This is a genomic window from Holophagales bacterium, assembly GCA_016719485.1.
Lineage (GTDB): Bacteria > Acidobacteriota > Thermoanaerobaculia > UBA5066 > UBA5066 > UBA5066.
In genome coordinates, this window is record JADJZB010000021.1 from 290,647 (window position 1) to 311,878 (window position 21,232).

Here is a 21,232-nt window from a genome sequence, read left to right on the forward strand (position 1 = left end):
ATCACGCGTAGCGACGACGAGCGACACCCGCTCGTCGGACGCGAGTCGTCCGAGGGCGCGGGGAGACAGAGAAACCGCAATAGACCCCCTCGGACGACCGAGGGGGTCTTGTTTTGGGTCTCACGGCAGAAAGCACGCTCCTCGTCGCCTCGCTGGGCCGCGCGACGAACGCCGCCCTGATCGAGGCCGCACGCCTCGTCGACGGGCGGATCCCCGCCGTCGAGGTCCGCCTCGACGCGCTGCTGGAGGCGCCCGATCTCCCGGCTCTCCGCGAGGCGTTCCGGGGCCGGACCCTCCTCGCGACGCTCCGGTCGCGGGACGAAGGGGGAAGGTTCGGAGGGACGGAGGCCGCGGCCGCCGCACTCCTCGGCGCGGCGCTCGACGCCGGCTTCGATCTCGTCGACGTCGAGCTCGCGCGCGCGGGCGAGGGCCTCTTCGGCTTCCCGGGCGAGCGCGTCGTCGTCTCGGCGCACGACGTCGCCGGGTTGCCGGACGACCTCGAAGAGCGCTCGGCGCGGATGCTCGGAACCTGCGCCCGGTACGTGAAGGTCGTCGCGATGACCCGCGGGCTCGACGACGCCCTCCGGGCCCTGCGGCTGCAGGCGTCCGGCGAGAGAGGCCGCTTCGCGGCGTTCGGGATGGGGGAGGCCGGTCTCGTCACGCGCGTCCTCTCGCCGTATCTCGGCGCGGCGCTCTCCTTCGGAGCGGCTCTCCCCGGCGAGGCGACCGCGCCGGGCCAGCTCCTTGCGGCGGATCTCCTCGACGTCTACGCCGTCGGACGACCCCGGCGCGTCGACGGCCTCTTTGCCCTTCTCGGGAGCCGCGTCTCGCACTCCTTCTCCCCGGCGATCCACAACGCCGTGTTCGAGTCGTTGAGTTCCGGTGCGCTCTACGTCCCCGTCGCCCTCGAATCGCTCCGAGAGGAGCTGCCTCGCCTTCGGGAGGCGCTGGCCGGCCTCGGCGTGCCCCTGCGCGGGGCGTCGGTGACGATCCCGTTCAAGGAGGAGGCCTCGGCGCTCGCCGGAGGCCCGGCCGGGAGCGTCGCGAACACGCTTCTCTTCGGCACGGACGGAGCCGTGACGGGCGCGAACACGGACCGGGACGCTCTCCTCGGCGCGATTCCCCGGGCGCCGGAATCGGGTGCCGCGCTCGTCCTCGGGGCGGGTGGGCTGGCACGCGCCGCCGTCGAGGCGCTGCGGGACCGCGGCTGGTCCGTCGACGTGGCGGCGCGGTCGCCGGAGCGCGCCGCGGCTCTCGCTGCCGCCTGCGGCGTGCGCGCCATCTCGAATCCGGCGGCCTCCGGGCTCCCGTACGGAGTAATCGTGAACGCCACGCCCCTCGGTCTCGACGCGTCCGACCCCCTGCCGTGCGACGCCGCGCTGCTGTCTTCGGGCGTCCTCGCCGTCGACGCTCCGTACCGCCCGGGCGGTACCGCGTTCTCGCACGAAGCGATCCGCAGGGGCGCCCGCCTCGTCGACGGCTTCACGCTCCTCCTCTCCCAGGCAGTCGGCCAGTCGGCCCTCTTTACCGGCCGCCAGGCCGACGCGGCGACTCTCGCCGCGCGGCTCCCGGCCCGCATCCGCTCGCTCTTCGAGGTGAACCCGTGAGCTCTCCTTCCCCGAATCTCCCGCGCGGCGTCCAGGCGCTCCTCTTCGAGTCGGCGGAGCGCCGGCGGCGGGTCGAGGAGTCCGTCGTCCGAACGCTCTCGGACGCCGGGTTCCGCGAGACGATCCTCCCGGTCCTCGACTTCGCCTCGCCGTACGATGGCGTCACGGCGGAAGGCGACGAGCGGCTCTACCGCTTCATGGACCGCGGGGGCGAGCTCCTCGCGCTTCGCGCCGACTTCACGCCCATGGCCGCGCGCGTCGTCGCCCCGCGCCTCGCCGGCCTGCCGATGCCCGTGGCGCTCTTCTACAGGGGCGACGTCGTCCGCGACGAGCCGTCGGGCCTCGGGCGGCCGCGCGAGTTCGCCCAGGTCGGGGCGGAGCTTTACGGCGACGCTTCGTTCGAGGCGGACCTCCGGATGCTCCGCACGCTTCTCGCCGCGGCGGCCGAGGTGCCGGCCGGGCGGCTCTGCCTGACGCTGGGTTGGGCGGGGCTCCTGCCGGCGATCCTTTCGGCGATCGCGCCGGGTCTCGTGAACCGGAAGAGGAGCACCCTCGAGGAGGCGCTCGTCGATGCCCGGACCCGGCGCGTCGGCCGTCTCGCGGAGCGTCTCCGTGGGGGCGGGGCGGACGGTGCGCAGGCGCAGGAGGTCGCCTCCGCTCTCCTCGCGGGCTTCGACCCGTCGTCGCCACTCTTCGAACTCCCCGTCCTCGCGGACGCTGCGCGGTCGCTCTCCGCGGTGGCGCGGGCGGCGCGCGAGGTCCGGCCCGGACTCGAGGTCGTCGTCGACCTGGCCGGTACGCCCCAGACCCCCTACTACACGGGCCTCACCTTCACTCTCGATGCGAAGGGGGGCGGCGGACCGCTGGGCGGCGGTGGACGCTACGACGGGCTCCTCGGGCGGTTCGGGCCGGACGCCCCTGCGGTCGGCTTCTGCATCGGGCTCGAGGCGCTCGCGATCGCGACCGAGGCGGCGGAGCCGGCCAACGCGGCGCCCAGGCCCTTCCGGATCGCGACGGGGAAGGGGCGACTCCTCCGCAAGACGCTCGATCTCCTCCGCGCGGCCGGCGTCGACTTCCCGGAGGGCGACGGACGGAGGCTCCTGCTGCCCGACCGGAGCGGGCGCTTCGAGCTTCTCCTCCTGAAGGACGACGACGTGCCGACCTACGTCGCCTTCGGCGGTGCCGACGCGGGCGTCGTCGGGAACGACAGGATCGAGGAGTCGGGAGAAGTGGTCTGCGAGCCGCTCGAGCTCCCTTACGGCGCCTGCCGCCTCGCGCTCATCGGACGCGCAGGGGAGGAGTTCCGCCCGAATGGCCACCCGGTCCGGGTGGGTACGAAATACCGTCGCGTCGCGGAACGGTTCTTCGACGCGAGAAAGATCCCGCACGAGGTCGTCCCGCTCGCCGGCTCCGTCGAGCTCGCCGCGGCGCTGAAGCTGACGGACGTCGTCGTCGACCTGATCGAGACCGGCTCGACGATGGCCGCTCACGGCCTCGTGGAGCTCGAGACGATTCTCCCGAGCCGGGCGACGTTCATCGTGGGCAACCGGGCCCTCGTCGAGCGGCGCTCCGAGGTCGCCGGGCTCGTTTCCCGCCTGTCGGCCGAAGTGGCAAAGGCGGCGCCGGCAGGAAGCGTGGCGGACCTGGCGAAGGAGGCGACGTCATGCTGAAGGTCGCTTCCGTCGCCACGCGCGAGGGCCGGGCCCTCCTCGCCCGCCTGCGCGCGCGGCGCCTCTCGCCCGACTTCTCCACGCTGCGCGAGGCGCTCCCGATCGTCGAAGCCGTCCTCTCGGACGGCGCGCCTGCGCTCGCCCGGTTCGTCGCCGACCTCGACGGAGAGAGGATCGCGGAGAAGGGGCTCCTCGTCCGGCCGAAGGCCGAGAAGGACGTCGACCCGGCGTTCGCGTCGGCGTTCCGCCTGGCACGTCGGCGGCTCACGGCGTATCACCGGCGGCAGGTGCCGAAAGGGTTCTCTCATCGCGACGCGCTCGGCGTGTCCTTCGTCGAGAGACCCGTCCCGCACGAGGCGGTCGGCGTCTACGTGCCCGGTGGCCGTGCGTTCTACCCGTCGTCGCTCCTGATGGGCGTCGTCCCGGCGCGCGTCGCCGGAGCGGAGCGAATCGTCGTCGCGACGCCGCCCCGCGCCTTTCGCCAGAGCCGCGAGCTGCGGTGGGCGCTCGCCGAGCTCGGCGTCGACGAGGTCCTCCTCGCCGGCGGGGCGCACGGCATCGCGGGCCTCGTCTCCGTGGCGCGCTGCACGAAGATCGTCGGCCCCGGGAACCGCTGGGTCGCGGCGGCCAAGCACCTCGTTTCGGGCCTCGTCTCGATCGACATGCCGGCGGGGCCTTCCGAAGTGCTGATCCTCGCGTCCGAAGGAGCCGACCCGGAGCGGATCGCGGCCGACCTCCTCGCGCAGGCCGAGCACGACCCCGACGCCGTCTGCCTCCTCTTCACCGACCGGCGCGAGCTCGCGAGCGCCGTGGACGCAGAGATCGCCCGGCAGCTCGAGAGCCTGCCGACGGCCGCGACGGCGAGCGCCGCGCTCGACGCGAACGGCCTGACTCTCGTCTTCCCGTCCCTTCCGGCCGCGGCGAACGAGGGTGTCGCCTTCGCCGCCGAGCACGTGCAGCTGATGGGGCGCGCCGCCCAGCGCTACGCCCCGCGCTTCACGTCCACCGCGGGGGCGGTCTTCGTCGGGGGCGATACCCCCACCGCCTTCGGCGACTACCTCGCCGGCCCGAACCACGTCCTGCCGACAGGTGGCGCGGCCCGGAGCTTTTCGGGCCTTTCCGTCCGCGACTTTTTCCGCTGGGGACGCAGCGTTTCCGTCCCGGCCGCGGCGGCCCGAAGGCTCGGCCCGCCGGGCGCGACGCTGGCGCGATTCGAGGGGCTCGAGGCGCACGCCCGCTCGCTCGACCTGAGGAGCGGACAATGACGCGCGACCCCCTCGCCGCCGTCCGGCCCGAGATCCGCGCTCTCCGCGCGTACCGGTTCGCGCCGGTGCCCGAAGGCCTCCGCGCCAAGCTCGACTTCAACGAGAGCCCTGCCGACGTTTCGGCCGAAGCGAAGGACGGCGCCCTCGCGGCACTGCGGGCGCGACGCTTCGCCCTCTACCCGGAGTTCGGCTCCCTCAGGCTCCGGGCCGCGCTCGCGGCCTCGGTGGGGCTCTCGCCGGAGCAGGTCGTTCCCGCAAACGGCTCGGGCGAGGCGATCCTCGCCGCCGTCGCCGTGTTCGCCGGATGCGGCGGTACGCTCCTGCTCGCGCCGCCGGTCTTCTCCCTCTACGTCCAGATGGCCGGAATCGCCGGCGCCCGGGTCGCGGCGGTGCCCCTCGCCGGCGACGACTTCCGGCTCGACGAGGAGGCGTTCCTGGCGCGCGCGGCCGAAGGGGAGCGCACGGTGCCGCTCCTCTGCTCGCCGAACAACCCGACGGGCGGGACGGTATCGCGGGAGTTCGTCCGTCGCCTTTGCGCGGTTTCGCCGGTCGTCCTCCTGGACCAGGCCTACGTCGATTTCTCGGAAGAGAAAGACGACCTCCTCCCCCTTCTGGACGAGCTGCGCAACCTCGTCCTCTTCCGGACCCTCTCGAAGGCCTATTCGATCGCGGGGCTCCGCGTCGGTTACGCCGCCGCGTGGCCCGACGTGGCCGAGGAGATCGCGAAAGCGATCCTCCCGTTCAGCGTCGACGTCGGCGCGGAAGAGATCGCCCTCGCCGTCCTCGCGCGCCGTGGGGAGGTCCGGGAGCGTTGCCGCGCCGTCGCCCGCGAGCGCGAGCGGGTCGCGGCGGCGCTCCGTGCGCTTGGCGCCCGGGTCGCGCCGTCGCGCGCCAACTTCCTCTTCCTCGTCCCGCCGGATGGGGACGGCGCCCGAGTTCTCCGCGACCTCCGTGCGCGCGGGGTCCTCGTCCGCGACCAGACGACCGTCGTCCCCGGCGCGCTTCGCGTGACGATAGGGACTCCCGACGAGAACGACCTGTTCCTCTCGACCCTGAAGGAGGTCCTGTGAGACGCACCGCCGAGGTGAGACGGACGACGAAGGAGACGGGCATCGCGCTGACGCTCGACCTGGACGGTACGGGAGAGGCGCAGGTTGCCACGCCGGTCGGGTTCCTCTCGCACATGCTCGAGGCCGTGGCGAAGCACGCGCGCTTCGACCTCGTCGTCGAGGCGGCGGGCGACGTCCACGTCGACGCACACCACACCGTCGAGGACGTCGGGCTCGCGTTCGGCGAGGCGCTCGACCAGTCGCTGGGCGACCGCGCCGGGATTGCCCGCTTCGGGCACTCGTACGTCCCGCTCGACGAGGCGCTCGCGCGGAGCGTCGTCGACCTCTCGGGGCGGCCGTACCTCGTCTTCGAGGCGCCGTCGACGCCGGAGCTGCAGTTCGTCACGAGGGACTTTCCGTTCGCCCTCGTCGAGGAGTTCTGGAAGTCGGCCGCCTTCCGCGGGAAGCTGAACCTGCACGTCGACGTCCTGCGTGGGCGGAACGCGCACCACGCGGCCGAGGCGGTCTTCAAGGCGACCGCGCGTGCCCTCCGCCAGGCCGTCGCGCGGACGGAGACGACGGTCCTCTCGACGAAGGGAACCCTCACGGCATGACGCGCGTCGCTCTCCTCGACTACGGCGTGGGCAACGTCGGCTCCGTGAGGCGCGCCCTCGAACGGCTCGGTGCGGAGGTCGTCCAGACGTCCGAACCGGCTGTCGTCGCCACCTCGTCGCGCGTCGTCCTGCCGGGCGTCGGCGCGTTCGCCCCGGCACGCCGGAGCCTCGCGGCCTCGGGCCTCGAGGAGGGGATCCGCGCCGCTCTCGAGAGCGGCGCGCGGCTCCTCGGCCTCTGCCTCGGTTTCCAGCTCCTCTTCGACGAGAGCGAGGAGTTCGGCACGACGCCGGGCCTCGGGCTCCTGGCGGGCCGCATCGCCCCTTTCCCGCCCGGCGCGCGCGTTCCGCACGTCGGGTGGAACCGCCTGGAGACCGAGGGCGCCAGCGCCGGGCCCCTCCTCGACAGGCTGCCGGGCGGGACCTACGTCTACTTCGTCCACTCCTTCCGGCCGGAAGGGGTCGACCCCGCCGACGTCGCGGCGTGGTGCGACCACGGCGGCCGGTTCGTCGCGGCCGCCCGGCGCGGCAACGTCTGGGGCTGCCAGTTCCACCCCGAGAAGTCGTCGTCGGCGGGACGGCGGATCCTCGAGAACTTCCTCTCGGAGGCCGCGTGATCGCGCTCTGGCCCGCCATCGACCTGATGGGAGGGAAGGTCGTCCGCCTCCTCCACGGCGATCCGTCGCAGCGAACCGTCTACCCTGAGCGCGCCGTCGAGGTCGCCCTCCGCTTCGCGGCGGAGGGGGCCGACGGGATCCACGTCGTCGACCTCGACGCGGCGTTCGGGATCGGATCCAACGCCGGCCCGATCGCCGAGATCGTCGCGGCGTCGCCCGTTCCGGTCGAAGTCGGCGGTGGCCTGCGAGACCGCGCGGGCATCGAGGCGGTCCTCGCGACCTCCGTCGCGCGCCTCGTCCTCGGGAGCCTCCCGTTCCGCGCCCCCGCGCTCTTCGAGGCGCTCCTCGCCGCGCATCCGGATCGCCTCGTCGTCGCCCTCGACTGCAAGGACGGGCGCCCGACGATTCACGGCTGGGTCGAGGACGCCGGGGCGGGAGACGCCGCCGGGGTCGCGCGCCGCCTCGCGGCGCTGGGCGTGCGCACGCTCCTCGTCACCGACGTCGCGCGCGACGGCGCGATGACGGGTCCGAACCTCGAGCTGCTCGCCGCCGTCCGGGCTGCCTTTTCTGGCGAGATCCTCGCCTCGGGTGGGATGCGCGGAGCGGAGGATCTCGCTCCGGTGGCGGCCACGCTCTCGGGCGGGCCGGCTGGCGCGATCTTCGGACGGGCCCTGCATTCCGGTGCGACGACGGTCGCGCGGCTCGCAACGGCCCGCGCCGCGCTCCGGGAGGTGGCGTCGTGAGCCTCGCCGTCCGCGTCATCCCGTGCCTCGACGTCGCCGGAGGGCGCGTCGTGAAGGGGCTGAAGTTCGAGAACCTGCGAGACGCGGGAGACCCGGTGGAGGCCGCGCGCCGCTACGAGGCCGAGGGGGCGGACGAGCTCTGCTTTCTCGACGTGGCCGCCTCGCACGAGGAGAGGGGAACGCTCGCCGGCCTCGTCGCGTCCGTTGCAGACGTCCTCTCGATCCCGTTCACCGTCGGGGGCGGCGTCCGCTCCGTCGAGGACGCCGGCGCGCTCCTGGCCGCCGGGGCCGACCGTGTCACGGTGAATACCGCCGCCGTTGCCGACCCAGGGCTCGTCACGCGGCTGGCGGAGCGGTTCGGTGCACAGTGCGTCGTCGTCGCCGTGGACGCGAAGCGGGACGGGGACCGGTTCGTCGTCTCGACACACGGCGGGCGGCGGATCACCGGAATCGACCTCGCCACCTGGGTCGCCGAGGTGACCGCGCGCGGCGCGGGCGAGATTCTCCTGACCTCCATGGACGCCGACGGCACGCTCGCGGGTTTCGACCTCGCCATGCTGAAGGTGGCGCGCGCGGCGACGTCCGTCCCGATCGTGGCTTCCGGGGGGGCGGGGTCGCTTGCGCACTTCGCTCCGGCGGTCCTCGACGGGGGCGCGGACGCCGTCCTGGCGGCGTCCGTCTTCCACGACCGGACCTTCTCCGTCGGGCAGGTCAAGCGGGCCCTCGCGAAGGCCGGGGTGCCGGTCCGCCCGGCCGTCCCGGCGGGGCTCGAAGGGATCGTCTTCGACGATCGAGGCCTCGTCCCCGTCATCGTTCGCAACGATGGGACGGGCGACGTCCTGACGCTCGCCTGGGCGAACGAGGAGGCCCTTGCCCTCACGGTCGAGACACGCTTCTCCCACTTCTGGAGCCGGTCGCGCCGCGAGCTCTGGAAGAAAGGGGAGACCTCGGGAAACCTCCAGCGCGTCGTCCGGATCTCGGTCGATTGCGACCGGGATGCCGTTCTCTACGACGTCGAGCCCGCGGGCCCCGCCTGCCACACGGGCGCAGCGAGCTGCTTTGCGCCCGGCGAAGCGGTCCCCGGGCCTCCGAAGGGCGCCGGTGGGCCTGCGGGCCCCGACGCGGCCGACCCCTTCGGCCTCGGCCCCCTCTTCGAGGTCGTCGCCGCGCGGAAGGCCAACCCCGAGCCGGGCTCGTACACCAACCGCCTTCTCGCGAAGGGCATCGAAAAGTGCGCGCAGAAAGTCGGCGAAGAAGGGGTGGAGACCGCCCTGGCGGCCGTGACCCGGGACGACGCGGGCCTGGCTGCAGAGATTGCCGACCTGATGTATCACGTCGTCGTCCTGATGGCCGCGCGGGACCTCCCGCCCGGGGCCGTCGCGGCGGAGCTCGCGCAGAGGCGTCAGAAGAGGCGCGGGACGCGCCCCGAGGAGAAGTGATGGCGAAACCAGAGGCCCGGACGCTCGTCGTCCTCGAACGTCCCGCCGACCTGACGACCCCGGTCTCGGTCATGCGGACGCTCCTCGCGGGCGACGACCCCTGTTTTCTCCTCGAGTCGGTGGAGGGAGGGGCGCGCGTCGCTCGCTGGTCCTTCCTCGGGACGGCCCCCGAGCGCTCGTTCAGCGGGGCCGACGGCAATCCCTTCGACCTCCTGCGCGGCATCGTCCGGTCGGAGACGCGTGCCCTCCCGGCGTCGGACGGCTTCGGAGACGACCTCCCGCCGTTCACGGGCGGAGCCGTAGGGTTCGCCGGCTACGACGCCGTGAGGCGGCTCGAGCGGCTCCCGTCGACGAATCCCGACCCCGTCGGCCTTCCAGATGCCTGGTTCGGCGTCTTCGAGACGGTCCTCGCGTTCGACCACGTGCGGCACCGGCTCCTCTTCCTCGGCCACGCGCGGCCAGGGGAGGAGACGGCGGTGAAGACGCGGCTCGCGACCCTCGCGGCGCGCGTCGAGGCGGGCCGGGCACACGGCGGAAAGCCCGCGCGGCTGGCGGGCCCGTGGGAGGAGTCGCTCCCGCGAAAGGCCTTCGTAGACCGCGTCGAGAAGGCGAAGGAGCACATCCGCGCAGGGGACGTCTTCCAGGTCGTCCTCTCGCGCCGCTGGTCGGCGGCGGTGGACGGGGACACCTTCTCGATCTACCGCGCCCTCCGGCGCGTCAGCCCGTCGCCGTACCAGTACTACCTCCGGACGCCCGACGCCGTGATCTTCGGCGCCTCGCCCGAGCGTCTCGTGCGGGCCGGCGACGACGACGTCGAGACGATTCCCCTCGCCGGGACGCGCCGCCGCGGCGCGACGCAGGAAGAGGACCTCGCCCTGGCGCGCGAGCTGCTCAACGACGAGAAGGAGCGGGCCGAGCACGTGATGCTCGTCGACCTCGGCCGAAACGACCTCGGGCGGGTCGCCGCCCCCGGCACCGTCCGGGTGCGCGACTTCTTCACGGTCGAACGCTTCTCCCACGTGATGCACCTGGCCACGCGCGTGACCGGGAAGCTCGCGGAAGGAAAGGACGCCGTGGACGCGCTCGCGGCGACCTTCCCCGCGGGGACGCTCACGGGCGCGCCGAAGATCCGGGCGATGGAGATCATCGAGGACCTCGAGCCGGTGCGGCGCGGCGCGTACGGGGGAGCGGTGGGCTACCTCGACTTCGCGGGACACCTCGACATGGCGATCGGCATCCGGACGGCCGTCGTGAAGGACGGCGTCCTCCACGTCCAGGCGGGAGCGGGGATCGTCGCCGACTCGCGCCCCGAGGCCGAGGCGGACGAGTGCGAGAGCAAGGCGTGGGCGCTCATGCGCGCCGTCGACGCGGCGAAGGAGTACGAGCCGTGATCCTCGTCGTCGACAACTACGACTCCTTCACCTACAACCTCGTCCAGGTCCTTCAGACCCTTCACGGCGACGTCCGGGTCGTCCGCAACGACACGATGACCGCCGCGGATGCGCTCGCGCTCGGCCCCTCGCGGATCGTCATCTCGCCGGGGCCGGGCCGCCCGGAAGACGCCGGAATCAGCGAAGAGGTCATCCGCCTCTCTGGAGACGTTCCCCTTCTCGGCGTCTGCCTCGGACACCAGGCGATCGGGCACGTCTTCGGTGCGTCGATCGTGAGGGCGCCGGTCCTCATGCACGGCAAGACGTCGGAGATCCGGCACGACGGCGCGGGGATCTACGCGGGCCTCGGCGACCCCTTCGTCGCGACGCGCTACCACTCCCTCGTCGTCGACCGCGCGAGCGTCCCGGAGTGTCTCGAGGTGACGGCGGAGACGTCCGACGGGCTCGTCATGGGCCTGAGGCACCGGACGCGGCCTCTCGTGGGGGTCCAGTTCCACCCCGAGTCGATCCTGACGCTCGAAGGGGAGCGCCTCCTGAAGAACTTCGTCGAGCGGGGCGTCGGGTGAGCGACCTGCAGCGTGCGCTGAAGGCCGTGATGGACGGGCGGACGCTGGAGAGGGACGAGGCGCGCCTCGCCGTCGACGAGATGCTGACCGACGGCTTCTCGGCCGTGAGGGCCGCGGCTCTCCTGGCCGCGATGGCCCGGCGGGGCGAGGCCGCCGAAGAGGTCGCGGGCTTCGTCGACGCGCTCCGCGCCCGGGCGACGCGGGCCCCGGTCCCGGCGGAGCTGGCGGAGCGCTCCGTCGACGTCTGCGGGACGGGCGGGGACGGCCAGGGGACGTTCAACGTCTCGACGACGGCGGCGTTCGTCGTCGCCGGGGCCGGGGTCCCCGTCGCCAAGCACGGGAACCGTGCCGTCTCCTCGGCGAGCGGGTCGGCGGACGTCCTCGCGGCCCTCGGCGTGAGGATCGACATGCCGCCGTCCGTTGCCGCGCGCGCTCTCGCGGAGTCGAACGTGACGTTCCTCTTTGCACCGGCCTACCACCCCGCGATGAAATCGGTCGGACCGATGCGGCGCGAGCTCGGGATCCGGACGGCCTTCAACCTCGCCGGCCCGCTCGCGAACCCCCTCGGCGTGACGCGCCAGCTCGTCGGCGTCGACCGTCCGCTTCGGGTGCCGGTCCTCGCGCACGCCCTCGCGGCGCTCGGCGCCGAGCACGCGCTCGTCGTCTCCAACTCGGGCGCGGGAGACGAGCTCCTCCCGCACGGCCTGACCATCGTGGCGGAGGTCTTCTACGGAGAGGTGCGCCTCGAGGAGTGGACGGCCGCGACGTTCGGCCTCCCCGAGCGCGACCCGCGCGACATGGCGGGCGGGGACGCGGAGACGAATGCCGGGATCCTCAGGGCCGTCCTCGACGGGGAGAAGGGTCCCCGTCGCGACGCGATCCTGATGAACGCTGCGGCCGCGCTCCTCGTCTCCGGAATCGCTCTCGACCTCGGCGACGGGATGGCCCGGGCGGCTGCTTCGATCGATTCGGGCGCGGCGCGCCGGGCCCTCGCGGCGCTCGCGACGATCTCGCAGGAGGCGGCGTGAGCGTCCCGTCGATCCTCGCGGAGATCCTCGCGGCCCGTCGGCGCAGGCTCGCCGCGGGAGAGCTGGCGCCGCGGGGCGCCGCGGCCATCCCCTCGGACGGCGCCCGCTTCCTCGCGGCCCTGGGCGCCAGTGGTCCGCGCGTCATCGCCGAGATCAAGCACCGTTCTCCCTCGGCCGGAACGTTGCTCTCCGCGGGGCGCTTCACGCAGCGCCCCGGACACTCCGGCAGCCCCGAAGAGCTGTCGTCTGCAATACGCGCGGTCGCGCGGGCCTACCGCCGCGCGGGGGCCGCTGCGATCTCCGTCGTCACCGAGCCCGACTTCTTCGGCGGCGAACTGGCGTGGCTCCCCGAGGTGAAGCGGATCTCGGGCCTCCCGGTCCTGATGAAGGACTTCGTCGTCGACGAGGTGCAGCTCGACCTCGCGCTGTCGCTCGGGGCCGATGCCGTCCTCCTCATCGTCGCGGCGCTCGATGAGCGCACGCTCGTGCGGCTTCACCGCGCGGCCCGGGAGCGAGGCCTCGCCGTCCTCGTCGAGGCGCACGACGGGGAGGACGTCTCGCGGGCGCTCGCCGCGGGTGCCGAGGTCGTGGGGCTGAACGCGCGCGACCTCCGAACGTTCCAGGTCGATCTCGACCGGATCGTCGCGCTCGGGACACGTATTCCCTCCCGCGTCGTCCGGGTCGCCGAGAGCGGCATCCACGCCCCGGCGGACGTGGAGCGTCTCGCGGCGGCCGGCTTCGACGCGTTTCTCGTCGGCGAGTCGCTTCTTCGCTCCGGCGACCCGGCGCGCGCGCTGCGTGCGCTTCGCGGCGAGGGGACGACGGAAGTGAAGGTCTGCGGGGTCACACGCGAGGAGGACCTCACCGCCGCCGAGGAGCTCGGCGCCGACTGGATCGGCCTCAACCTCTCGTCCCGTTCGCCGCGGCGCGTGAGCGTCGAGAGGGCGCGGGCGCTCTGCGCGGCGAGCCGCTTCGCCGAGGGCATCGTTGCGGTCGTTGCCGGGAGCTCCGTATCCGAGGCCCGGGCGATCGTTGCCGAAGTGCGTCCCGACGCCCTGCAGTGGCACGACGGCTTTCCCGAACGCACCGGCCTCGACGTCCCCGTCCCGATCTGGCAGGCGGTGAGGGTGGGGAAGGACCCGCTCGAGGACGCGGCGTCGTGGCCGGCGGACGTCCTCCTCCTCGACGCGGCGCACGCCTCGCTCGCGGGAGGGACCGGAGAGACGTGGGATTGGAGCCTGCTTTCGCACTTCCCGAAAACGCGACGTGTCTTCGTGGCGGGAGGGCTCTCCCCGGAGAACGTGGCGAGGGCCGTCCGGGAATGCGCACCAGCGGGGGTCGACGTCGCCTCGGGCGTCGAGAGCGCCCGGGATCAAGGACAGAGCGAAGCTCGCGGCGTTCCTGGCCGCAGTCAGACGGGAAAAGGGGAAGAACGGTGGCTGAGAAGTTCGTGGTTCCCGAGGCCGATGCGGCGGGGCGGTTCGGAGAGTTCGGCGGGAGGTTCGTTCCCGAGACGCTCATGGCGCCCGTCGAGGAGCTGACCCGCGCCTACACGAAGGCGCGGGCCGACGCCTCGTTCCGCCGTGAGCTGCACGGTCTCCTGACGACCTACGCGGGGAGGCCGACCCCGCTGACCGAGGCGCGGCGCCTCTCGGCCGAGCTCGGGGCGAGGATCTTCCTCAAGCGCGAGGACCTCCTCCACACCGGCGCGCACAAGATCAACAACGCCCTCGGGCAGGTCCTTCTCGCGAAGCGGATGGGGAAGGGCCGGGTCATCGCCGAGACCGGCGCGGGGCAGCACGGCGTCGCGACGGCCACGGCGGCGGCGCTCATGGGCCTTCCCTGCGTCGTCTACATGGGGTCTGTCGACATCGAGCGGCAGGCCCTGAACGTCTACCGGATGCGCCTCCTCGGAACGAAGGTCGTCTCCGTCGAATCCGGCTCGAAGACGCTGAAGGACGCGATCAACGAGGCGATGCGCGACTGGGTGGCGAACTACGGCGACACGCACTACGTCCTCGGCTCGGTCCTCGGCCCGCACCCCTACCCGCGGATGGTGCGCGACTTCCACGCCGTCATCGGCCGCGAGACGCGCGCCCAGGCGAAGAAGGTCCTCGGAGGGAAGCTCCCCGACCTTCTCGTCGCCTGCGTCGGCGGCGGCTCGAACGCGATCGGCCTCTTCCACGCATTCCTCCCGGACGTCCAGGTCGAGCTCGTCGGCGTCGAGGCCGGCGGGCGCTCCGCCGCCCCGGGCGAGCACGCGGCCCGCTTCGGGCCGGGGCGTGTCGGCGTCCTGCACGGGACACGCACGCTCCTCCTCGCCGACGACGACGGGCAGATTCTCCCGACGCACTCCGTCTCGGCCGGGCTCGACTACCCGGCCGTCGGACCGGAGCACGCGAACCTCGCCGCGCTCGGACGGACGCGCTACGAGAGCGTCACCGACGACGAGGCACTTGCCGCGTTCCACGCGCTCTCGGAGAAGGAGGGGATCATCCCCGCCCTCGAGACCGCGCACGCCGTCGCGTGGGTGCTGCGGGAGGCGCCGAAGCGGCCGGGCGCGACCATCGTCATCGGCCTCTCCGGGCGCGGAGACAAGGACGTCCCGAGCGTGGCCCGTCTCGAAGGGCTCGAGGGGGTGGCGTCGTGAGCGGACGGATCGCACGGGCCTTCACGCGGGCCGCTCGCGAAGGGCGCGCGGCGCTCGTCGTCTTCGTCGAGGCAGGGGACCCGTCGCTCGAGGTCACCCGCAGGCTTCTCCCGGCGCTCGCGGAGGCTGGGGCCGACGTGGTCGAGCTCGGCGTCCCGTTCTCCGACCCGATCGCCGACGGGCCCGCGATCCAGCGCGCCAGCGAGCGGGCGCTCGCGGCGGGGACGAGCCTGTCGGGCGTCCTCGACCTCGTCGCCGGCGTCCGCTCCGGCGGGCTCGACGTTCCCGTCGTCCTCTTCGGCTACGCGAATCCCGTCCTGGCGATGGGGGAAGCGGCCTTTGCCTCACGCGCCGCGGAATCGGGCGTCGACGGCGCCCTCGTGACCGACCTTCCCCCGGAAGAGGGGCAGGCGTTCGCCTCGACGCTCCGCGCGACGCGTCTCGACCCGGTCTTCCTCCTCGCACCCACGTCGCCGCCCCGTCGCATCAGGACCGTCGGCCGCATGTCCCGGGGTTTCGTCTACGTCGTGTCGCGCCCGGGTGTCACAGGGGTCCGCGCGGACGTCCCGGTGGGACTGGAAGACCTCGTCGCGCGCGTGAAGGCGGGCGTGGGCCGTCTTCCCGTCGCGGTCGGCTTCGGGATCTCGACGCCCGGTCAGGTCGCGTCCGTCGCGCGATGCGCCGACGGCGTCGTCGTCGGCAGCGCCGTCGTCCTCGCGATGGAGGGTGCGGTGACGGCGGGGGAGGACCCGGTCGTCGCCGCGGCGGCAGTGGTGAGGAGGCTCGCCGCCGCGACGGGCCGATAATCGAAGCCGTGAACGGGGAGCGTCCGGACGCGGCGGATCGCGCGTCGCTCACGGCCGTGCTGGTGCGGGCCGACCGGGCTGCGCTTGCGGCCTTCGTCCGCGAGCACGTCTCGCGCCTCTCGGAATCCGACGTCCTTCGCTGCCTGCGTCACCCTTACTCGGGCGAGCCGGTGGTCGCCGAGGTCCTCGCGTCGCCGGGCCTCCTCTCGAGCCGGGAGGTCCGCAAGGCCGTCGCGCTTCACCCGGCCACGCCGCGCGCCGAGGCGCTGCGCCTCCTCGAGGACCTCCCGTGGCGCGACCTGGTCGACGTGGGCCGCGAGGCCCGGACTCCGGCTCCCGTGCGGCACTCGGCGAACCGGCGCATCCTCGAGAAGCTCCCGAAGCTCTCGCTCGGGGAGAAAACGGCCCTCGCCCGGCTGGCCGACCGGGCGCTCGCCGGAACGCTCCTCGACGGCGGGGAGGTCGACGTCCTCGGCGCGCTCCTCGGCAATCCGCGGCTCGTCGAGGAGGACCTGACCGCCTGGCTTCTCGTCCGGCACCCGAGGGAGGCCCAGCTCGTTCTGCTGGCATCGAACGAGCATTGGATGGCGCGCACAGCGGTGCGGACGGCTGTGCTCCTGTCCCCGCAAACGCCTCGGCCCGTCGCCATCTCGCTCCTGGCCTCCTCGGTACGGCCCGTGTGGGAGAGGCTCAGGAGGGACCCCTCCGCCGACCCGCTCCTCGCCGCCTGCGCCAGGACCCTCCTCGAGGGGCCTGGGTCGACGGCCGGTTGACAGGCTCGAAATCGAGATGTAATCTCTTGTGCCCCGGAGGGTTATCTGTAACCGGTGGAAACCCCGCAGGAATTCGGCGAAGAGCTGCGTCGGGAACGCGAGCTCAGGGATGTCACCTGCGAACAGCTCGCAGAAGTGACGAAGGTCTCCGTGCGCCAGATCGAGGCGCTCGAGGCAGGTCGCTTCGAGCATCTTCCCTCCCGGGTTTTCTCGAGAGGCTTCGTCCTTTCAATCGCCCGCCACCTCGGGCTCGACGCGGAGAGGACGGCCGCCGCTTTCAACCACATTCACGAGGGCTGGTCGGCTGAACGGGAAAAGACGGCCTCCGCGAGCGTCAGCTCCACCTCGCACCGCATCCGCCTGTCCCGCCCCAGAAAGAACGTCTCGTTCAACACGACGGCCCTCGGCGTCGGAGTGGCGCTCGTGCTGGCCCTCGTGACCTTCGTCGCTGCCGTCCTGAAGGGAAGAGCGAGCGAGCGGGAGGGTTCCGTCGCGCGAAACGAAGCTGCGGTGGAGTCCGCGACGCCCGTCCCGGATGCCCTCCGCCTCCCGCCGGCCATCGCTTCGGCCGTCGTGCCGGTTCCGTCCGGGCAGCCGCTCATCGAGACGGCGGTCGCGAGAACCCCGCAGCCTGGCGCCCCGGCGGGAGCCGGCCGGACCCTCACCCTGACGTTCAGCGACGATTGCTGGACCGAGGTCAGCGTGGACGGGCGCGTCATCGCGGCCGAGCTCTTCCGCAAGGGGACGACCCGACGCTTCGAGGGAGGGCGCACGTTCGTCCTGACTCTCGGCAACGCTGGCGGGGTCGAGGTCGACGTGGACGGTGCCGCGATTGGCGCGGTCGGCCAGCTCGGGCAGGTGGTCAGGAACTTCGTGATCGGCGAGGCGTCCACCGGTGCCGCTCCCCAGGGCGGCTGAAGCCCGCGCACTGTCGTAAGCTCCTGCCAGCATGTCTTCGGACGCTCCCGGTCTGGACATCCTCGCGTCGATCGAGAACGGTCAGGCACCCCGCCGGATCCTCGAGTTCGCCGCTCGCGGCTTCGTGCCTCTCTCCCCGTCGGAGCTCGTGCGGGCCGTCGGGTCGATGCTCGCGCAGGGGGACCCGGAGTTCTCGCCGCTCTGCGAGGAGACGTTCCGGTCGTTCGACGTGCCGGCCGTGCTGGGCGCGGTCCGGATGCCGGAGTGCCGGCCGGAGCAGCTCGACGCCATCGCTCGTCGGACCCGTGAGCGGACGGTCCTCGAAGGAATCCTGCAGCATCGCTCGGTCGCGACCTCGACCCTCGTCCAGCTCGCCCGCCACATCGAACCCGACCTGCAGGACATTCTCGTCACGAACCAGGCGCGGCTCCTGGCCGCGCCCGAGATCGTCGAGAGCCTGTTCGAGAATCCCGAGCTCTCCACGGACATCCGCCGGCGCGCGGACGAGTTCCTCGAGGAGTTCTTCCTCAAGCAGGAGCGGGAGAGAGGCGGACCGCTGCTCGAGGCGGAGGAAGCCGAAGACGCCGCGCCGGTCCCGGACGAGCCCGGGGCCGTCACGGCCGGCGGCGCCGCGCCGGCTTCGGCACCCGTCGAGGAAGAGGTCTCGAAGGACCTCGTCGTCCGCCTCACGTCGCTCACCGTTGCGCAACGGGTCCGCGTCGCCTTTCGCGGGACCCGGGAAGAACGCCTCTTCCTCGTCCGCGATCCGAACCGCCTCGTCTCGACGGCGGTCCTGAAGTCGCCCAAGACGAACGAGGCCGACGCGGAGGCGATCGCGAACATGAAGAGCGTCTCGGAAGACGTCCTGAGAGCCGTCGCCCAGCGGCGGGAGTGGATGAAGAAGTACGGCCTGATGGCGGCGATCGTCAGGAATCCGCGGTCCCCGATCGACGTGACGCTCCCGCTCGTCCTCCGGCTCGCCCAGAGGGACCAGACCGCCCTGGCCACGGACCGCAACGTCCCCGAAGCCGTTCGCGTGACGGCGAAGCGCATCGTCCAGCGTCGTCAGCTCTAGAAAAGGCCCCCGGGCGCCCGCGGGGGCTCTCGCGGAGCTTGAGTTTCCACTGACCGTCGTGTGAGAATTTCACAACTGTCTGCGCAAGGGGGCCCGGAAGGCACGAGCCGATCGGTAAGCTGTGACGAACTACTACGAGATTCTCGGGGTGGGCCGTGATGCCTCCGAAGAAGTCATTCGGGGCCGGTTTCGGGCTCTCGCGAGAGACGCCCATCCGGATCGCTTCACCGACGCGGTGAAGAAGGCGGAAGCCGAGACCCGCTTCCAGGTCCTCACGGAGGCGGTGAACGTCCTGACGAACGCGCAGCGCCGCAAGGCCCACGACTTCGATCTCGACAAGGGCTCGGGGGGTGCGGCCTTCGACCCCGCCGGCATCGCGAAGGTCTACCTCGCCAAGGGAGTCAAGGCCTATCGCGACGGGGACTTCGCGACGGCCTTCCAGCAGTTCGACCTCTCCGTCCACCACTGGAAGAAGGATGCCAAGGCACTCCACTACCTCGCTCTCGTCTGCAGCCGGATTCCGGGCAAGGCTCGGCGGGGCGTGGAGGCCGTGGAAGCCGCGCTGAAGCTCGATCCGGAGAACGGTGCCGTTCACAGGGAGGCGTCCCGGCTCTACCTTCAGGTGGGACTCAGGACCAAGGCCGAAAGACACCTCCAGGAGGCTCTCAGCAGGATCCCCGAGGACGGCGACGTCCAGAAGCTGGCAACCGAGCTGCGCCCCCCGTCCGACAACAAGGGATTCCTTGGCGGGCTGTTCGGGCGGAAGGGCTAGAATCCGCACGTGGCTCTCAATGCATACGGTCTCACCGACGTCGGCCGGAAGAGGAAGCACAACGAAGACGCTTACCTGCTCGACGCCGAGCGGGGTCTCTTCGTCGTCGCCGATGGCATGGGTGGCCATGCCGCGGGCGAAGTGGCCTCCCGACTGACGGTCGAATCGATCCAGGAGTTCATCGCCGGCACGGAGGACGACCACGACAACACGTGGCCGTTCGGCTACAACAACCGCTACTCCGTCGACGGCAACCGTCTCAGCACGGCGGTCGAGCGCGCCAACGAGAAGGTGATGCGCGCCGTCGTGAACCGTCCCGAGCTGAAGGGAATGGGGACGACGGTCGTGGCCGCCCTGTTCGACGAGAAGCGGGCGACGCTCGTCCACGTCGGAGACAGCCGCGCCTACCTCCTGCGCGAGACCGAGCTGCGGCGCTTGACCGACGACCACTCGTGGGTCCAGGAGCAGGTCAACGCCGGGATCCTGTCCGAGGACGAGGCTCGAAGCCACCCGCTCAAGAACGTCGTCACCCGCGCCCTCGGCGGCGGTGCGCACGTCGCGGTCGACCTCATCGAGATTCCCGTCGGAGGCGGCGACCGCTTCCTCCTCTGCTCCGACGGTCTCACCGGCATGGTGTCGGACGAGGAGATCACGAACGCCCTGGCCTCGTCACGGTCCCTCGAAGAGATCGTCCACGGGCTCATCGACCTCGCCAACGACCGGGGCGGCGTCGACAACATCACGGCCATCGTCGTCGAGGTGAAGTCCGGTTCGGCCGTCGAGGCGCTGAACAGGTCCGCCGACATTTCCAGGGAGAAGACTACGGTTTCCCTGCGGACCGCGACGGTGAGCGACGACGACATCACGCCGAGGGAAGGCGTCGAGATTCCGGTGACCGAGAAGCCCGCGGGCGAAGCTTCCCCGACGGCGCCCGAGGCACCTCCTGAAGCGCCGGCCGCAGCACCTCCCGAAGCGGAGGCACCGCCGGAGGCTGCCCCGGAGGCGCCCCCCGTGGCACCGTCCGAGGCACCGGGGACGTCCGAGGCCCCCGAGCCGAAGGGCTGAGCACGGTCCCGGCCGCGCCTGCGGGGCCGGGTCGGGTGCCGGCTCCGCCGGCACCCTCCTCCAGGGAGGCTCGCTAGACGTTGAACCGGACGTGGACGACGTCCCCGTCCTTCACGACGTAATCCTTCCCCTCGAGCTTCAGCTTGCCCTTCGTCCGGCAGTCGGCGAGCGAGCCGAGCTCGAGGAGGTCCTCGACGGCCACGACCTCGCCGCGGATGAAGCCACGGGCGAGGTCGGAGTGGATCGCCCCGGCGCACTCCACTGCGGTCGCGCCGACGGGTACCGTCCAGGCCCGGCACTCGTCCTCGCCGGCCGTGAAGAACGACTGGACGCCGAGGAGGCGGTAGGACGCGCGGAGGATCCGGTCCACCCCACGCTCGGAGAGACCGAGGTCGGCGAGGAAGACCGGAACGTCCTCGTCGGGCAGGTCGTTGAGCTCCATCTCGATCTTCGCGGCGGCGCGCGCCACGACGACGCGGGGCTGCCCGGCGAAGCTCTCCAGCCCGAATCGCGCCACGGGATCGGCAGCCGCGTCGGCGTCGGAGACGTTGACGACGAGAAGGAGGGGCTTCAGCGACAGGAGCGTGAAGCCGCGAAGGCACTTCTCTTCGGCCGCAGAAAGGCCGGCCGCCCGGAGCGGCGTGGCGGCCTCGAGGGCGGGAAGACACTTCTCGATGGCGGCCCACTCCGCGTCGAGCTCGGCCGACTTCGTCTTCTTCCTCTCCTTGTCGAGCTTCTCGCGTCGTTTCTCCAGGAGAACGTAATCGCAGAGGACGAGCTCCTCGTCGAGCATCTTCGCGTCGCGCGCAGGGTCGACGCCACCCTCGTGCGGAAGGTCGGCATCCTCGAAGGCGCGCAGGACGTGAACGAGGGCGTCGACGTTCTTGAGGGCCGAGAAGTCGATCTTCTCCTGTTCGCCCTTCGCGATGCCCGGGACGTCGACGAAGTCGACCGTGGCCGGGGTGTGCTTCTTCGGCTTGAAGAGCGCGGACAGGCGGTCGAGGCGCGGGTCGGGGACGTGGGCCGTCCCCAGGTGGGTCTCCCGCACGGCGCCGAACTTGTCGACCGACTGGTGGGAGCGGGTCAGGAGATTGAAGAGGGTGGTCTTTCCGGTCTTCGGCCGGCCGACGATGCCGAGTTTCATTGCCGCCGGAGCGTAGCAGACCGCCGATTCCCGGCCGTCTGCC

Annotated in this window: 20 protein-coding genes; 19 read left to right on the forward strand and 1 reads right to left on the reverse strand. The window is 72.2% G+C overall.

What is annotated here, in order from left to right:
- Positions 1 to 113: 113 nt before the first annotated feature.
- The 19 genes from IPN03_13360 to IPN03_13450 all read left to right on the forward strand — a co-directional run bounded on the left by IPN03_13360 (position 114) and on the right by IPN03_13450 (position 20,045).
- Entirely contained in the window at positions 114 to 1,607 is a 1,494-nt protein-coding gene (locus IPN03_13360; protein MBK9374674.1) for a type I 3-dehydroquinate dehydratase, read from the forward strand.
- Entirely contained in the window at positions 1,604 to 3,277 is a 1,674-nt protein-coding gene (locus IPN03_13365; GenBank protein MBK9374675.1) for an ATP phosphoribosyltransferase, read from the forward strand. Before IPN03_13360 ends, IPN03_13365 begins: the two co-directional genes overlap by 4 nt.
- Positions 3,271 to 4,542: a histidinol dehydrogenase gene (gene hisD / locus IPN03_13370; protein MBK9374676.1), complete on the forward strand. Its 1,272-nt coding sequence runs from the start codon at positions 3,271 to 3,273 to the stop codon at positions 4,540 to 4,542. Before IPN03_13365 ends, hisD begins: the two co-directional genes overlap by 7 nt.
- A complete protein-coding gene (locus IPN03_13375) occupies positions 4,539 to 5,612 on the forward strand; it encodes an aminotransferase class I/II-fold pyridoxal phosphate-dependent enzyme (GenBank protein MBK9374677.1) in 1,074 nt (357 codons plus the stop codon). Before hisD ends, IPN03_13375 begins: the two co-directional genes overlap by 4 nt.
- A complete protein-coding gene (hisB, locus tag IPN03_13380; GenBank protein ID MBK9374678.1) occupies positions 5,609 to 6,205 on the forward strand; it encodes an imidazoleglycerol-phosphate dehydratase HisB in 597 nt (198 codons plus the stop codon). The genes IPN03_13375 and hisB overlap by 4 nt, the downstream gene beginning before the upstream one ends.
- Positions 6,202 to 6,819: an imidazole glycerol phosphate synthase subunit HisH gene (gene hisH, locus IPN03_13385; protein ID MBK9374679.1), complete on the forward strand. Its 618-nt coding sequence runs from the start codon at positions 6,202 to 6,204 to the stop codon at positions 6,817 to 6,819. Before hisB ends, hisH begins: the two co-directional genes overlap by 4 nt.
- A complete protein-coding gene (locus tag IPN03_13390; GenBank protein MBK9374680.1) occupies positions 6,816 to 7,562 on the forward strand; it encodes a 1-(5-phosphoribosyl)-5-[(5-phosphoribosylamino)methylideneamino] imidazole-4-carboxamide isomerase in 747 nt (248 codons plus the stop codon). Before hisH ends, IPN03_13390 begins: the two co-directional genes overlap by 4 nt.
- Complete coding sequence (gene hisF / locus IPN03_13395) at positions 7,559 to 9,001, forward strand: imidazole glycerol phosphate synthase subunit HisF (GenBank protein MBK9374681.1); 1,443 nt, start codon at positions 7,559 to 7,561, stop codon at positions 8,999 to 9,001. Before IPN03_13390 ends, hisF begins: the two co-directional genes overlap by 4 nt.
- Positions 9,001 to 10,392, forward strand: a complete 1,392-nt coding sequence (locus tag IPN03_13400) for an anthranilate synthase component I family protein (GenBank protein ID MBK9374682.1) — start codon at positions 9,001 to 9,003, stop codon at positions 10,390 to 10,392. Before hisF ends, IPN03_13400 begins: the two co-directional genes overlap by 1 nt.
- Positions 10,389 to 10,958 carry an aminodeoxychorismate/anthranilate synthase component II gene (locus tag IPN03_13405; protein MBK9374683.1) on the forward strand — a complete coding sequence of 190 codons (570 nt, stop codon included), beginning with the start codon at positions 10,389 to 10,391 and terminating at the stop codon, positions 10,956 to 10,958. The genes IPN03_13400 and IPN03_13405 overlap by 4 nt, the downstream gene beginning before the upstream one ends.
- 29 nt (positions 10,959 to 10,987) lie before the next feature.
- Positions 10,988 to 11,986, forward strand: coding sequence for an anthranilate phosphoribosyltransferase (trpD, locus tag IPN03_13410; protein MBK9374684.1), 999 nt, complete (start codon positions 10,988 to 10,990; stop codon positions 11,984 to 11,986).
- Positions 11,983 to 13,527 (forward strand): hypothetical protein, encoded by a 1,545-nt coding sequence (locus tag IPN03_13415; protein MBK9374685.1) that lies wholly within the window; start codon positions 11,983 to 11,985, stop codon positions 13,525 to 13,527. The genes trpD and IPN03_13415 overlap by 4 nt, the downstream gene beginning before the upstream one ends.
- Positions 13,422 to 14,636: a tryptophan synthase subunit beta gene (trpB, locus tag IPN03_13420; GenBank protein MBK9374686.1), complete on the forward strand. Its 1,215-nt coding sequence runs from the start codon at positions 13,422 to 13,424 to the stop codon at positions 14,634 to 14,636. The genes IPN03_13415 and trpB overlap by 106 nt, the downstream gene beginning before the upstream one ends.
- Positions 14,633 to 15,442, forward strand: a complete 810-nt coding sequence (locus tag IPN03_13425; GenBank protein MBK9374687.1) for a tryptophan synthase subunit alpha — start codon at positions 14,633 to 14,635, stop codon at positions 15,440 to 15,442. Before trpB ends, IPN03_13425 begins: the two co-directional genes overlap by 4 nt.
- Before the next feature lie 8 nt (positions 15,443 to 15,450).
- Positions 15,451 to 16,215, forward strand: a complete 765-nt coding sequence (locus tag IPN03_13430) for a hypothetical protein (GenBank protein ID MBK9374688.1) — start codon at positions 15,451 to 15,453, stop codon at positions 16,213 to 16,215.
- Between the two features lie 54 nt (positions 16,216 to 16,269).
- Positions 16,270 to 17,133: a DUF4115 domain-containing protein gene (locus IPN03_13435; GenBank protein MBK9374689.1), complete on the forward strand. Its 864-nt coding sequence runs from the start codon at positions 16,270 to 16,272 to the stop codon at positions 17,131 to 17,133.
- A 31-nt stretch (positions 17,134 to 17,164) separates the two neighbouring features.
- The gene (locus IPN03_13440; protein MBK9374690.1) at positions 17,165 to 18,208 is read left to right on the forward strand and encodes a hypothetical protein; all 1,044 of its coding nucleotides are present in this window, start codon (positions 17,165 to 17,167) and stop codon (positions 18,206 to 18,208) included.
- Positions 18,209 to 18,329: 121 nt separating this feature from the next.
- Positions 18,330 to 18,980: a DnaJ domain-containing protein gene (locus IPN03_13445; GenBank protein ID MBK9374691.1), complete on the forward strand. Its 651-nt coding sequence runs from the start codon at positions 18,330 to 18,332 to the stop codon at positions 18,978 to 18,980.
- Positions 18,981 to 18,989: 9 nt separating this feature from the next.
- Entirely contained in the window at positions 18,990 to 20,045 is a 1,056-nt protein-coding gene (locus IPN03_13450; protein ID MBK9374692.1) for a Stp1/IreP family PP2C-type Ser/Thr phosphatase, read from the forward strand.
- A 73-nt stretch (positions 20,046 to 20,118) separates the two neighbouring features.
- On the opposite strand, the gene ychF is transcribed toward IPN03_13450, so the two are convergent.
- Positions 20,119 to 21,189 carry a redox-regulated ATPase YchF gene (ychF, locus tag IPN03_13455; GenBank protein ID MBK9374693.1) on the reverse strand — a complete coding sequence of 357 codons (1,071 nt, stop codon included), beginning with the start codon at positions 21,187 to 21,189 and terminating at the stop codon, positions 20,119 to 20,121.
- Between the last annotated feature and the right edge of the window lie 43 nt (positions 21,190 to 21,232).

Excerpts from the sequence above, each read along its gene's own strand:
- hisD (MBK9374676.1), top strand. The coding sequence starts at position 3,271 with ATGCTGAAGGTCGCTTCCGTCGCCACGCGCGAGGGCCGGGCCCTCCTC.
- IPN03_13375 (MBK9374677.1), top strand. The coding sequence starts at position 4,539 with ATGACGCGCGACCCCCTCGCCGCCGTCCGGCCCGAGATCCGCGCTCTC.
- hisH (MBK9374679.1), top strand. The coding sequence starts at position 6,202 with ATGACGCGCGTCGCTCTCCTCGACTACGGCGTGGGCAACGTCGGCTCC.
- IPN03_13400 (MBK9374682.1), top strand. The coding sequence starts at position 9,001 with ATGGCGAAACCAGAGGCCCGGACGCTCGTCGTCCTCGAACGTCCCGCC.
- trpD (MBK9374684.1), top strand. The coding sequence starts at position 10,988 with ATGGACGGGCGGACGCTGGAGAGGGACGAGGCGCGCCTCGCCGTCGAC.
- IPN03_13440 (MBK9374690.1), top strand. The coding sequence starts at position 17,165 with ATGTCTTCGGACGCTCCCGGTCTGGACATCCTCGCGTCGATCGAGAAC.
- ychF (MBK9374693.1), bottom strand. The coding sequence starts at position 21,189 with ATGAAACTCGGCATCGTCGGCCGGCCGAAGACCGGAAAGACCACCCTC.